This window comes from Serratia sp. 506_PEND, assembly GCF_001076875.1.
GTDB lineage: Bacteria > Pseudomonadota > Gammaproteobacteria > Enterobacterales > Enterobacteriaceae > Serratia > Serratia marcescens.
In genome coordinates, this window is sequence record NZ_JVEL01000225.1 from 1 (window position 1) to 12,432 (window position 12,432).

Annotated in this window: 13 protein-coding genes; 6 read left to right on the plus strand and 7 right to left on the minus strand. The window is 60.4% G+C overall.

Translation table 11 applies throughout. From position 1 onward, the window contains the following. The first annotated feature begins 142 nt into the window (after positions 1 to 142). Both ADK28_RS05750 and dauA read left to right on the plus strand, forming a co-directional pair. Entirely contained in the window at positions 143 to 628 is a 486-nt protein-coding gene (locus ADK28_RS05750; protein WP_004941092.1) for a heme-degrading domain-containing protein, read from the plus strand. A 232-nt stretch (positions 629 to 860) separates the two neighbouring features. Next, complete coding sequence (dauA, locus tag ADK28_RS05755; RefSeq protein WP_048795139.1) at positions 861 to 2,549, plus strand: C4-dicarboxylic acid transporter DauA; 1,689 nt, start codon at positions 861 to 863, stop codon at positions 2,547 to 2,549. A 47-nt stretch (positions 2,550 to 2,596) separates the two neighbouring features. Here dauA and kdsA read toward each other — a convergent pair whose 3' ends face one another. The 6 genes from kdsA to hemA are packed head-to-tail and all read right to left on the minus strand — an operon-like array spanning position 2,597 to position 7,971. Next, entirely contained in the window at positions 2,597 to 3,451 is an 855-nt protein-coding gene (gene kdsA / locus ADK28_RS05760; RefSeq protein WP_004941087.1) for a 3-deoxy-8-phosphooctulonate synthase, read from the minus strand. Between the two features lie 58 nt (positions 3,452 to 3,509). Beyond that, positions 3,510 to 4,319: an invasion regulator SirB1 gene (gene sirB1 / locus ADK28_RS05765; protein WP_016928096.1), complete on the minus strand. Its 810-nt coding sequence runs from the start codon at positions 4,317 to 4,319 to the stop codon at positions 3,510 to 3,512. Then, positions 4,316 to 4,717, minus strand: a complete 402-nt coding sequence (locus ADK28_RS05770; protein ID WP_170913124.1) for a SirB2 family protein — start codon at positions 4,715 to 4,717, stop codon at positions 4,316 to 4,318. The genes sirB1 and ADK28_RS05770 overlap by 4 nt, the downstream gene beginning before the upstream one ends. Positions 4,718 to 4,758: 41 nt before the next feature. Beyond that, positions 4,759 to 5,592: a peptide chain release factor N(5)-glutamine methyltransferase gene (prmC, locus tag ADK28_RS05775; RefSeq protein WP_048795140.1), complete on the minus strand. Its 834-nt coding sequence runs from the start codon at positions 5,590 to 5,592 to the stop codon at positions 4,759 to 4,761. Beyond that, positions 5,592 to 6,677, minus strand: coding sequence for a peptide chain release factor 1 (gene prfA / locus ADK28_RS05780; protein WP_016928099.1), 1,086 nt, complete (start codon positions 6,675 to 6,677; stop codon positions 5,592 to 5,594). The genes prmC and prfA overlap by 1 nt, the downstream gene beginning before the upstream one ends. Positions 6,678 to 6,708: 31 nt before the next feature. Continuing rightward, complete coding sequence (gene hemA / locus ADK28_RS05785; RefSeq protein WP_016928100.1) at positions 6,709 to 7,971, minus strand: glutamyl-tRNA reductase; 1,263 nt, start codon at positions 7,969 to 7,971, stop codon at positions 6,709 to 6,711. 467 nt (positions 7,972 to 8,438) lie between these two features. Between hemA and lolB the strand changes: the two genes are divergently transcribed. From lolB to prs, 3 genes are all read left to right on the plus strand, one after another. Then, positions 8,439 to 9,062: a lipoprotein insertase outer membrane protein LolB gene (lolB, locus tag ADK28_RS05790; RefSeq protein WP_004941069.1), complete on the plus strand. Its 624-nt coding sequence runs from the start codon at positions 8,439 to 8,441 to the stop codon at positions 9,060 to 9,062. Continuing rightward, positions 9,059 to 9,925 (plus strand): 4-(cytidine 5'-diphospho)-2-C-methyl-D-erythritol kinase, encoded by an 867-nt coding sequence (gene ispE / locus ADK28_RS05795; protein ID WP_033640629.1) that lies wholly within the window; start codon positions 9,059 to 9,061, stop codon positions 9,923 to 9,925. The genes lolB and ispE overlap by 4 nt, the downstream gene beginning before the upstream one ends. Positions 9,926 to 10,099: 174 nt before the next feature. Then, positions 10,100 to 11,047 (plus strand): ribose-phosphate diphosphokinase, encoded by a 948-nt coding sequence (gene prs, locus ADK28_RS05800; RefSeq protein ID WP_004941061.1) that lies wholly within the window; start codon positions 10,100 to 10,102, stop codon positions 11,045 to 11,047. A 185-nt stretch (positions 11,048 to 11,232) separates the two neighbouring features. On the opposite strand, the gene ychH is transcribed toward prs, so the two are convergent. Continuing rightward, a complete protein-coding gene (gene ychH / locus ADK28_RS05805) occupies positions 11,233 to 11,511 on the minus strand; it encodes a stress-induced protein YchH (RefSeq protein ID WP_004941056.1) in 279 nt (92 codons plus the stop codon). Positions 11,512 to 11,812: 301 nt separating this feature from the next. On the opposite strand from ychH, the gene pth reads away from it, so the two are divergent. Continuing rightward, positions 11,813 to 12,403, plus strand: coding sequence for an aminoacyl-tRNA hydrolase (gene pth / locus ADK28_RS05810; protein WP_028128042.1), 591 nt, complete (start codon positions 11,813 to 11,815; stop codon positions 12,401 to 12,403). Positions 12,404 to 12,432: the final 29 nt, after the last annotated feature.

Genomic DNA, 12,432 nt, shown 5'->3' on the forward strand with positions numbered 1-12,432 from the left:
CTGGGCGCCTAGCTGCAATTTGAAATCCATAGGGATACACAGTCTATTAATAGAGTAGCAGTTCTATCTTATCGCCAAGCCGTCTATCTCACGACGCATGCTTCAGGCTACTCTGAGCGTTGTGTTATCGGGGGAGAACCGCATGAATATCGACGATGAACTGCAAGCGCTCAGCGAACAGGAAGCGACGCTGGCCTTTACCCATTTTGACGCCGCCACCGCCTGGGAACTGGGCGCGGCGCTGAAAACCGCCGCCGAGCGGCGCGGCCTGAGCATCGCCATCGAGATCCAACTGGCCGGGCAGACGCTGTTTTATTACGCCATGCCGGGCGCCACGCCGGACATTGCCGACTGGGTGCGGCGCAAGCGCAATCTGGTGAACCATTTTCACAAAAGCTCTTACGCCATCGGCCTGCGCCTGCAGCAGCGGCAAACGTCGCTGGAGGAGCGTTACGGGCTGAGCGTGCGCGACTATTCGGTGCACGGCGGCGCCTTCCCGCTCACCCTGACCGGCCTCGGCTGCGTCGGCAGCATCAGCATTTCCGGCGCGCCGCAGAAGGAAGATCACCAACTATTGGTGAGCACTTTAGCCCACTTTCTCGGCTTATCCCTGCCCGCCCTGCAATAACCGTTAAAACCTTGACTGTCACTTTCCTTTTCAGCCGCAGAATCTGCGGCTGACTTCTCTATTAACGGCATTTAGCGCCGAACAAAAGGGCGACTCTCTGATTTCCTGCGCCAAATTGACACAGGTCTGGTAATCCGCTGGACAAAAGGCGTATGGTATCTGTCACGTGACAAGACGGACCTCATCGGGCCCGCCATTCCTTTCACTTTTGAAGATTTGGTACGCACCGTAGATGAAAACCCATGAAATAAACAAAATTCGCCCCTTCAGCGCGCTGATAGACGCCTGCTGGCGGGAACCTTATAACCTGGCGCGGTTGCTGAAAGACGCTATCGCCGGGGTGACGGTCGGTATTATCGCCATCCCGCTGGCGATGGCGCTGGCGATCGCCAGCGGCGTGCCGCCGCAGTACGGCCTGTATACCGCCGCCATCGCCGGCATCGTCATCGCCGTCAGCGGCGGTTCGCGCTACAGCGTCTCCGGCCCCACCGCCGCCTTCGTAGTGATCCTCTATCCGGTTTCTCAGCAGTTCGGCCTGGCCGGCCTGCTGGTCGCCACGCTGATCTCCGGGGTATTTCTGCTGCTGATGGGGCTGGCGCGCTTTGGCCGGCTGATCGAGTACATTCCGCTGCCGGTGACGCTCGGCTTTACCTCCGGCATCGCCATCACCATCGCCACCATGCAGATCAAGGATTTTTTCGGCCTGCAGCTGGCGCACACGCCGGAAAATTACGTCGGCAAGCTGTACGCCCTGCTGCAGGCGCTGCCGACGCTGGATTTCGGCGATACCCTGATCGGCGCCGTGACGCTGCTGATCCTGATCTTCTGGCCCAAGCTCGGCCTGCGGGTGCCAGGCCACCTGCCGGCGCTGCTGGCGGGCACCGCGCTGATGGGGCTACTGACGCTGTTTGACCACCCGGTGGCGACCATCGGCTCCCGCTTCAGCTACCTGCTGGCCGATGGCAGCAGCGGCCAGGGCATCCCGCCTATCTTGCCGCAGCTGCTGCTGCCCTGGGATCTGCCGGGCGGCGGCGGGCAGCCGTTCACTCTGAGTTGGCAAACCGTTTCCGCCCTGTTGCCGGCGGCGTTTTCGATGGCGATGCTCGGGGCGATCGAATCGCTGCTGTGCGCGGTGGTGCTCGACGGCATGACCGGCAAGAAGCATAACTCGAACAGCGAACTGATCGGCCAGGGCGCGGGCAACATCATCGCGCCGTTCTTCGGCGGCATCACCGCGACCGCCGCAATTGCCCGTTCAGCGGCCAACGTGCGCGCCGGCGCCACCTCGCCGGTGTCCGCCATCATCCACGCGCTGCTGGTGCTGTTGGCGCTGCTGGTTCTGGCGCCATGGCTCTCTTATCTGCCGCTGGCGGCGATGGCGGCGCTGCTGCTGATGGTCGCCTGGAACATGAGCGAGGCTCACAAAGTGATTTACCTGCTGCGCCGGGCGCCGAAGGACGACATTCTGGTACTGCTGCTGTGCATGTCGCTGACGGTGCTGTTCGACATGGTGATCGCCATTACCGTGGGCATCGTGTTGGCGTCGCTGCTGTTTATGCGCCGCATCGCCCGCATGACGCGGCTAAGCGAACTGAGCGCCGATGACGGCCGTCTGGTGCTGCGAGTGAATGGCCCGCTGTTCTTCGCCGCCGCCGAGCGCATCTTTACCGAACTGCTGGCGCGCAGCGAAAGTTATCGCACGATCGTGCTGCAATGGGATGCGGTGCCGGTGCTCGACGCCGGCGGCCTGAGCGCCCTGCGCCGCTTTATCGACGTGCTGCCGGCGGACAAGAAACTGGTGATCACCGACGTGCCATTCCAGCCGCTGAAAACCCTGGCGCGCGCGCGGGTGCAGCCGATCGAGGGCCGCTTGCAGTTCTATCCGACCCTGCCGGAAGCGCTGGCGGCCACCGGCGCCTAAACGTAAAAAAGCCCGACAAGTCGGGCTTTTTTTATGGCGACGAGCGCTTAGTTGCTGGTATCCAGCTCCGGGAAGCTCTTCACCAGGTCATCGATGGCTTTCATCTGTGCCAAGAACGGTTCCAGTTTGTCCAACGGCAGCGCGGAAGGACCGTCGCACTTGGCGTTGTTCGGATCCGGGTGCGCTTCGAGGAACAGGCCGGCCAGGCCAACCGCCATACCGGCGCGCGCCAACTCGGCCACCTGAGCGCGACGGCCGCCGGACGCGGCGCCGAACGGATCGCGGGTCTGCAGCGCGTGGGTCACGTCGAAGATCACCGGATGGCCGCCAGTGACGTTCTTCATCACGTTGATGCCCAGCATGTCGACCACCAGGTTGTCATAGCCAAAGTTGCTGCCGCGATCGCACAGGATCACCTGGTCGTTGCCGCCCTCTTTGAACTTGTCGACGATGTTGCCCATCTGCCCCGGGCTGACGAACTGCGGCTTCTTGACGTTGATCACCGCGCCGGTTTTCGCCATCGCTTCCACCAGATCGGTCTGACGCGCCAGGAAGGCCGGCAGTTGGATCACGTCAACCACTTCGGAAACCGGCTGCGCCTGCGCCGCTTCATGCACGTCGGTGATAATTTTCACGCCGAAGGTTTTTTTCAGCTCTTCGAAGATCTTCATCCCTTCTTCCAGGCCCGGACCGCGGTACGAGTGGATGGAAGAACGGTTGGCTTTGTCGAAGGAAGCTTTGAATACGTAAGGAATGCCCAGTTTTTGCGTCACGGTGACGTAGTGCTCGCAGATGCTCATCGCCAGATCGCGCGATTCCAGCACGTTCATACCGCCAAACAGCACAAACGGCAGGTCGTTTGCTACGTCGATGTCGCCAATGCTAACCACTTTCTGTTTCATGCTTTCGCCTTTGTTAAGGTTGTAACCATCGCCTTGCAAACTGCACGGAGTCATTGAATTAATGCAGCGTCACCTGTTTCGGCTCAATCGAGTGGATCTGTACTTTGATCACTTCGCTGACCGGGTCTTCAGGACACTGCTCGACAAAATAGTTGAGATCGGAAATCGCGATGTGGTTGCACTCCAGCTGGGCATAAATCAACCCGCGGTCGCGGATCTCGTACGGATCTTCCGGATCGAAACACAGCACCGTTTCGCTGGTGCGCAGCGCCATTTCCAGCTGCTTTTCTTCCATCAGGGCGGCCTTCAACGTGTCCAGCATCTTGCGCACCACCATGATGTTCTCCGACTCATCGAGGTCGTCGTCTTCCAGCTCGGCACCCAGCCCCAGGTTGCCCTTGATCCACACTTCCAGCTGGTGCTCACTCAGGGTTTCGCCGTTCAGCGGGTTGATCAGCCACAGCTCTTCGTCCAGCCAATCGGCGCGCAGGATCAGCTGGGTGGGGAAAATCACCGGCAGCAGCGGCAGATCCAGCGCGTTGGCGATGTGCAGGAAAATGGTGCCCAGCGAGACCGGCGTGCCCTGCCGCCCTTCCAGCACCTTGTCCAGCCAGATGGCGTCCGACAGGCGGTACACGCCGCTGGCGCCGCCGAATCCCCAGGTCTTGTAGAACAGTTCAATGAGCGCATCCAGTTGCTGCTCCTGAGTGATATCGACCGGCACTGCCGCACGCGCTTCATCCACCAGCTGTTGCAGCTTTCGCTCCACGTCGGCAGCCGGGAAGTCGCGCCGCACCGACTGCGACACCAGGATCACCCCTTCGCTCAGCGGCGAGGTGTTAAATTCAAAATCAGCAATGCTACTCATAGGTATCCCATCAGAAACGGTATTTTCGTCGTGGCAAGTTTAATTATCAGATACAGACAGCCCAACGCCAGCACGAACGCCACGGTTCGCAGCCGCTGACTTTTGGTCTTCTTGCCCAATGCGACATAGCCAAGCAGGATATAGATAATAACGCCAAACAGCTTCTCGGTCAGCCATGAGTCCATACCCAGCAGCGGATAAAACCCGAACGTCACCACCAGCGCGATGCCGCTGACGAACAGCAGCGTGTCATTCAGGTGCGGCGCGACCTTGACCCAGCGGCGCCCCATGATCGGCGAGCGGCGCCACTGCCAGTAGAAACGCAGAACAAACAAGGTAATACTGATGGCGACCGTCAGCAAATGGAAATGTTTCAACGCGGTGTATGCAGTCATGATGCTCCCTTAAATGGCCCGGGCGTCGTTATTATGAGGGGCGCTTATCCCGGCCATTGGCCGAGCGTCACGCGGTCGTTGTCGCCGTAATCACGGTGGGTGGCAACAGCGGAAAATCCGGCGGCCTGCAGCAGCGCGCGCACGCTCTCGCCCTGCTGCCAACCATGTTCCAACAGCAGCCAGCCCTGCGGCTGCAAATAGTGCGGCGCCTGGCGCACGATGGCGGCCAGATCCGCCAGCCCGTGCTCGGCGGCGACCAGCGCGCTGCCCGGCTCGAAGCGCACGTCGCCCTGTGACAAATGCGGATCGGCGGCGTCGATATAGGGCGGATTGCTGGCAATCAGCGCAAAGCGTTGCCCCTCCACGGGCGCAAACCAGCTGCCCTGTAGAAATCGGACGTTGTCGATCCTCAGCTTGTGCGCATTGTGCTGCGCCAGCGCAACCGCCTCCGGCTGCACATCGACGCCGATTGCCGAACAATCCGGGCGCTCGCTGGCCAGCGCCAGCGCGATGGCGCCGGTGCCGGTGCCGAGATCGAGGAAGTGGCAGGATTGCGGCGGCAGGCGCGCCAGCGCCAGTTCCACCAGGCATTCGGTATCCGGGCGTGGGATCAGCGTCGCCGGCGAGACCGACAGAGGCAGCGACCAAAACTCGCGCTCGCCCACCAGATAGGCCACCGGCTCACCGCGTTCGCGGCGCGCCAGCAGCGTCTCCAGCTGCTGTTGCTGCGGCGGCGTCAGCAGGGTTTCCCCGAACGCCATCAGGAAGGTTCTGGCCTTGCCGGTCACGAAACCCAACAGGATTTCCGCGTCGCGCCGGGCGCTGTCGCTGTGGGTCAAACGCGCGGCGGCGGCTTTCAGCCAGTGTTGATAGTCCATCACTCTTGCTCGGCGGACAGCGCAGCCAGCTGATCGGCCTGATACTCCTGCACGATCGGCTGGATCAACATGTCCAGTTTGCCTTCCATCACTTCGTCCAGACGGTAGAGCGTCAGGTTGATGCGGTGGTCGGTCACCCGCCCCTGCGGGAAGTTGTAGGTGCGGTTGCGGTCGGAACGATCGCCGCTGCCCAGCAGGTTGCGGCGCGTGGACGCTTCGGCCTGCTGGCGCTTGGCCATCTCGGCGGCGCGAATGCGCGCGCCCAGCACCGACATCGCCTTGGCTTTGTTTTTGTGCTGCGAACGTTCGTCCTGGCACTCCACCACGATGCCGGTCGGCAGGTGGGTGATGCGGATCGCCGAGTCGGTGGTGTTAACGTGCTGACCACCGGCGCCGGAGGAGCGGAAGGTGTCGATTTTCAGATCGCCCGGGTTAATGTCCGGCAGCTCGGCTTCCGGCACTTCCGGCATCACCGCCACGGTACAGGCGGAGGTGTGGATGCGCCCCTGGGATTCGGTTTCCGGCACGCGCTGCACGCGGTGGCCGCCGGATTCAAACTTCAGCTGGCCGTACACGCCGTCGCCGGAAACTTTGGCGATCACTTCTTTGAAGCCGCCGTGTTCGCCTTCGTTGGCGCTCATCACCTCGACGCGCCAGCGGCGGCTTTCCGCATAGCGGCTGTACATGCGGAACAGATCGCCGGCGAAGATCGCCGCCTCATCGCCGCCGGTGCCGGCGCGCACTTCGAGGAAGCAGCTGCGCTCATCGTCCGGATCTTTCGGCAGCAGCAACACCTGCAGCTGCTGTTCCAGCGCTTCGCTGGTCGCCCGCGCCTGTTTCAGCTCTTCCTGCGCCATCTCGCGCATTTCCGGATCGTCCAGCATCATTTCCGCCGTCTCCAGATCCTCCTGCACCTGACGCCATTCCAGGAAGCAGCGGCTGACATCGGTCAGCTGCGCATATTCTCGCGACAGCGCGCGGAACCGGTCTTGCTCGGCGATGACGCCGGCATCGCCGAGCAGCGCCTGCACTTCTTCATGGCGCTCTTGTAACGCTTCCAGTTTGGCAACAATAGAAGGCTTCATGCGTGGTAATAAACCCTGTTAATAGAGAAAACTAATGCTGATCCAGCCCGAGGCTGTCGCGTAATAACTGCAACCGCTCCACGTCGCCGTCGCCGGCGGCCTGCTGGAGGGATTTGGTAGGGGCATGAATAAGACGGTTGGTCAGTTTATGGGCCAGCTCGTGAATAACCTGCTCCACGCTGGCGCCCTGCGCGATGGCGGCCAGCGCTTTGGCCTCCATCTCTGCGCGGATTTGGTCAGCCTGCGAACGGTAGTCGCGGATGGTTTCCACCGCGCCCTGCGAGCGCAGCCAGGCCATGAAGTTGGTGCTTTCCTGCTGCACGATCGACTCCGCCTGCACCGCCGCCGCTTTGCGCTGCGCCAGGTTGCTTTGAATGATGGCGTGCAGATCGTCCACGCTGTACAGATAGGCGTTGGCCAGTTTGCCGACCTCCGGTTCGATATCGCGCGGTACGGCGATATCCACCAGCAGCATCGGCTGGTTGCGGCGCGCCTTCAGCGCGCGCTCCACCATCCCTTTTCCGATGATCGGCAGCGGGCTGGCGGTGGAACTGATGATGATGTCGGCGTCCGCCAGGCGTTCGTCGATCTCCGGCAGGGTGATCACTTCCGCGCCGACTTCGTCCGCCAGCAATTGCGCGCGCTCGCGGGTGCGGTTAGCGATGATCATGTGCCGCACTTTGTGCTCGCGCAGGTGGCGCGCCACCAGCTCGATGGTTTCACCGGCGCCCACCAGCAAGACGTTGAGATCGGCCAGCGATTCGAAGATCTGCCGCGCCAGCGTACAGGCGGCGAAAGCCACGGAGACCGCGCTGGCGCCGATGTCGGTTTCGGTGCGCACGCGCTTGGCAACGGAGAAGGATTTCTGGAACAGCCGCTCCAGCTCGCCGGACAGCGACTGGCCGCGTTGGGATTCGGCGAAGGCCTTTTTCACCTGGCCGAGGATTTGCGGTTCGCCCAGCACCAGCGAGTCCAACCCGCTGGCCACCCGCATCAGATGGCTGACCGCGTCGTTGCCTTGATGCCAGTAGAGGCTTTTCTTCACCTCTTCCGGACGCAGGTTGTGGTAGGCGCACAGCCAGGCGACCAGCTGTTCGTGCATGTGCTCCTGCTGCTCCACGCTGAGGTACAGCTCGGTGCGGTTGCAGGTGGACAACACGACGCCGCCCTGCACCAACGGTTGTTGGAGCAAGCTGGTCAGCGCCTCATCGATGGACTCTGGCGAGAAGGTCACCCTTTCACGCAGAGAAACCGGAGCGGTTTTGTGATTTATACCTAACGCCAGCAGGGTCATTGCTTCGAGTAATACTTCTGTTGGTACGGGTTCTCGTTGAACGGCATTCTACTTGATGCGCGGGATCAATAAAAGTAACAACCGCATCTTCCGTTCAATCGCTGTCATAGACGACATCAATTAATGAATAAGTAATAAATACAGCGGGATAAATAGTCAAAGGGTAGGTTGATTGTTTAAATTTTAGCGCAGTTTGCGATGACGCGCACGCTATTCGGCGCACATAACGGCGGCGTTTGCGCAACTCTGCACCGCTTATCGGGAGCGCCTCCCCCGCCTTCAGGCGATTGTGTTACGCTTAATGGCAACCCCGACGCGCGCGCCGCGTTGGCACTACGCCGGTAAACGCGGCAAGATTCAACGCGATGCAGCAAAAAATTGACGCGCCGCCGGCGCCCCGTTAGCGTGAGCGCTGAATCCGGGTTTCGTCGCGCATGCCCGCAAGGACAAAAGGACAAGAAAAAGTTATGCCAATACGCAAAGTTAGTTTGCTCCGTCTGATCCCGCTGGCCAGCCTGGTGCTGGCCGCCTGTACCACCACCAAGCCGACCGGCCCGGCCACCAGCCCGACCTCACCGCAGTGGCGCGCCCATGAGCAGGCGGTGCAGCAGCTTAGCACCTATCAGACCCGCGGCTCTTTCGCCTACTTGTCTGATCAGAAAAAAGTCTATGCCCGCTTCTTCTGGCAACAGTTTTCGCCGGAGCGCTACCGCCTGCTGCTGACTAACCCGCTGGGCAGCACGGAAATGGATCTCAACGTACAGAAAAACGTGGTGCAGCTGACCGACAACCAGGGCAAACGCTACGTCAGCGACAACCCGGAAGAGATGATCCGCAAGCTGACCGGCATGGCGATCCCGCTGAACAACCTGCGCCAGTGGATGGTCGGCCTGCCGGGCGAAGCCAGCGATTTTGCGCTGGATGACCAATATCGACTGAGCAAACTGACCTACCAGCAAGGCGGCCAGACCTGGAAAGTGGATTACCAGAGCTACAGCACCGAGGTGCAGCCGACGCTGCCGAACCGTCTGGAGCTGCAGCAGGGCGACCAGCGCATCAAGCTGAAAATGGATAACTGGACGCTCAAATGATCCGCCAGTGGCCCTCCCCCGCGAAACTCAACCTGTTTCTGTACATCACCGGCCGTCGTGAAGACGGCTATCACCTGCTGCAAACGCTGTTCCAGTTTTTGGACTACGGCGACACCCTGACCATTGACCCGCGCCAGGACGATCGCATTAACCTGCTGACGCCGGTCGAGGGCGTGCCGGACGAGCAGAACCTGATCGTGCGCGCCGCCCGCCTGCTGCAGCGCTATTGTGATGAACAGGGTCTGCAGACCGCGCCGCGCGGCGCCGACATCAGCATCGACAAGCGCCTGCCGATGGGCGGCGGTTTGGGCGGCGGCTCCTCCAACGCCGCCACCGTGCTGGTGGCGCTGAACGAACTGTGGCGCTGCGGTCTTGGCGACGACCAACTGGCTGCATTGGGGCTTAGCCTCGGCGCCGACGTGCCGGTGTTCGTGCGCGGCCACGCCGCCTTCGCCGAAGGCATCGGCGAGCGTCTGCAGCCGGCCGAGCCGCAGGAAAAATGGTATCTGGTGGCGCATCCCGGCGTCGGCATCCCGACGCCGGTTATCTTCGGCGACCCCGAATTAAAAAGAAACACCCCGGTTCGTTCCTTAAGTGAGCTGTTGCAGGCGCCGTACGCAAATGATTGCGAACCGATCGCAAGAAAACGTTTTCGCGAGGTTGAACAGCTTCTTTCATGGCTGTTAGAATACGCCCCGTCACGCCTGACTGGCACAGGTGCTTGTGTGTTTGCTGAATTCGACACAGAAATCGCCGCCCGTCAGGTGTTAAATCAAGCCCCGGAGTGGTTGTGTGGTTTTGTAGCGCGCGGCGTTAACGTCTCCCCACTACATCGCATTCGTTCCGGGCGGTTTGAGTCGTAGCTCAACGTTTCGCTGCGCAGGGTCATGCACACCTGGCCCTGTTATCCCTGCGCTGCCTGCGGTCTCAATTTTAGTTTTACATACCCGTATGTATATTGCGCCGGCGTCGCCGACTGCCCCTTGGCGATGTCGCATGACAATATCTTCTCTGGACGCAAGCCTGAGGTTCTTCTCGTGCCTGATATGAAGCTTTTTGCTGGTAACGCCACCCCGGAACTAGCACAACGTATTGCCAACCGTTTGTACACCAGCCTTGGTGACGCCGCTGTAGGTCGTTTTAGCGACGGCGAAGTGAGCGTGCAAATCAACGAAAATGTACGCGGCGGTGATATTTTCATCATCCAGTCCACCTGTGCCCCGACCAACGACAACCTGATGGAACTGGTTGTGATGGTCGACGCCCTGCGTCGCGCCTCCGCAGGTCGTATTACCGCCGTTATCCCTTACTTCGGCTATGCCCGCCAGGATCGCCGCGTGCGTTCCGCGCGTGTGCCAATCACCGCCAAGGTTGTCGCCGATTTCCTCTCCAGCGTAGGGGTTGACCGCGTTCTGACGGTGGATCTGCATGCTGAGCAGATTCAAGGCTTCTTCGACGTACCGGTAGACAACGTGTTCGGCAGCCCGATCCTGCTGGAAGACATGCTGCAGCAGAACCTGGAAAACCCGATCGTGGTTTCCCCGGACATCGGCGGCGTCGTGCGCGCCCGCGCCATCGCCAAACTGCTGAACGACACCGATATGGCCATCATCGACAAACGCCGCCCGCGCGCGAACGTTTCTCAGGTGATGCACATCATCGGTGACGTGGCAGGCCGCGACTGCGTGCTGGTCGACGACATGATCGACACCGGCGGCACCTTGTGTAAAGCGGCTGAAGCGTTGAAAGAACGCGGTGCCAAGCGCGTATTCGCCTACGCGACGCACCCGATCTTCTCCGGCAACGCCGTGGACAACATCAAGAACTCGGTGATTGATGAAGTGATCGTCTGCGACACCATTCCGCTGTCGCCGGAAATCAAGGCACTGAAAAACGTTCGCACTCTGACCCTGTCCGGCATGCTGGCTGAAGCCATCCGCCGCATCAGCAACGAAGAGTCGATCTCTGCGATGTTCGAGCATTGATCCGTCATCTTTCCGGTGCGGCGCCCACTGCGCCGGAAAGATAGCGCGCTCGACAGCAGAAAAAGAAAAACCCGTTGGTGCGTGAGCAACAACGGGTTTTCTACTCGTAGTCCGACATGACCTCAAACCTTAATGCACGGCAGATGTTCCCTTGCCCTGCTCTTGCTTCCCTTCTGCTTTTTTAATCAATGCGACGAACGATGTTGATCGTTGCGGCACCGTTTATCAAAGTGTTTTACCCACCAGTAGCGATCCGCCACCTGCTCGCGGCCGCCGATACGCGCGCCCACCAGCCACAACAGCGCGCCGACGAAGATGCTCATGATGGCGCCGTGGGCGAAAAACTGCGGCAGATTGAACTGGGATACTTCAGCAATAATGGAGTATCCGACACCGCCGATCATCACGACCAGCCCCAGCCCCATAAAAAAGTTGCCCACTCTGTCCGCGCTTCTACGTTTCATATGCCACCTCCATGATTGCCATGTGCCAACCGGGATAACGCTGCAACTTGTTAACCCACTTTGATAAGTTAAGTATAGTCCCTGTTGCGGCAAGGGGATTGCGGAGGCGATCACAAATGGTAAAGAATTATTGACACTTCTTAACACGGCGATGAAAATTAGCGGACAAATTGAATTATTCAGCTAATGAATCACTCGCCTTTCTTACCTAAGGTGACGGCAGAGATCGGGTTTTGTCATTCACCGCCCCGACAGGTAGACTAAGGCCCTTTCCATTACCCTGATCATAGCGAATCTCCCAGTGAGCAGTATTAAATTGATAGTCGGCCTCGCCAACCCGGGCGCGGAATACGCCCAGACACGCCACAACGCCGGCGCCTGGTACGTCGATCTGCTGGCCCAGCGCCACAATCAGCAGTTAAAAGAAGAGAGCAAGTTCTTCGGCTACACCGCCCGTTTGAACCTGGCGGGCAACGACGTGCGCCTGCTGGTGCCGACCACCTTCATGAACCTGAGCGGCAAAGCGGTGTTGGCGATGGCCAATTTCTACCGCATCGAACCCAACGAGATCCTGGTGGCGCACGACGAGCTGGATCTGCCGCCCGGCGTGGCCAAAATCAAGCTCGGCGGCGGCAACGGCGGCCACAACGGCCTGAAAGACATCCAGAACAAGTTCGGCAACAACCCGAACTTCTACCGCCTGCGCATCGGCATCGGCCATCCGGGCGACAAGAACAAGGTGGTAGGCTTCGTGCTCGGCAAGCCGCCGGCCGGCGAGCAGAAGATGATCGATGAAGCGATCGACGAATCGCTGCGCTGCACCGAGATGCTGATGAAGGACGGGCTGGAAAAAACCGTTCAGCGCCTGCACAGCTTCAAGGCGCAGGCCTGAACCTTGCCGCAGCGGGCGCCCTGCCCGCT

Excerpts from the sequence above, each read along its gene's own strand:
- ADK28_RS05750 (WP_004941092.1), top strand. The coding sequence starts at position 143 with ATGAATATCGACGATGAACTGCAAGCGCTCAGCGAACAGGAAGCGACG.
- ychH (WP_004941056.1), bottom strand. The coding sequence starts at position 11,511 with ATGAAACGTAGAAGCGCGGACAGAGTGGGCAACTTTTTTATGGGGCTG.
- sirB1 (WP_016928096.1), bottom strand. The coding sequence starts at position 4,319 with ATGAGTAGCATTGCTGATTTTGAATTTAACACCTCGCCGCTGAGCGAA.
- hemA (WP_016928100.1), bottom strand. The coding sequence starts at position 7,971 with ATGACCCTGCTGGCGTTAGGTATAAATCACAAAACCGCTCCGGTTTCT.
- lolB (WP_004941069.1), top strand. The coding sequence starts at position 8,439 with ATGCCAATACGCAAAGTTAGTTTGCTCCGTCTGATCCCGCTGGCCAGC.
- kdsA (WP_004941087.1), bottom strand. The coding sequence starts at position 3,451 with ATGAAACAGAAAGTGGTTAGCATTGGCGACATCGACGTAGCAAACGAC.
- prmC (WP_048795140.1), bottom strand. The coding sequence starts at position 5,592 with ATGGACTATCAACACTGGCTGAAAGCCGCCGCCGCGCGTTTGACCCAC.
- ispE (WP_033640629.1), top strand. The coding sequence starts at position 9,059 with ATGATCCGCCAGTGGCCCTCCCCCGCGAAACTCAACCTGTTTCTGTAC.
- dauA (WP_048795139.1), top strand. The coding sequence starts at position 861 with ATGAAAACCCATGAAATAAACAAAATTCGCCCCTTCAGCGCGCTGATA.
- prfA (WP_016928099.1), bottom strand. The coding sequence starts at position 6,677 with ATGAAGCCTTCTATTGTTGCCAAACTGGAAGCGTTACAAGAGCGCCAT.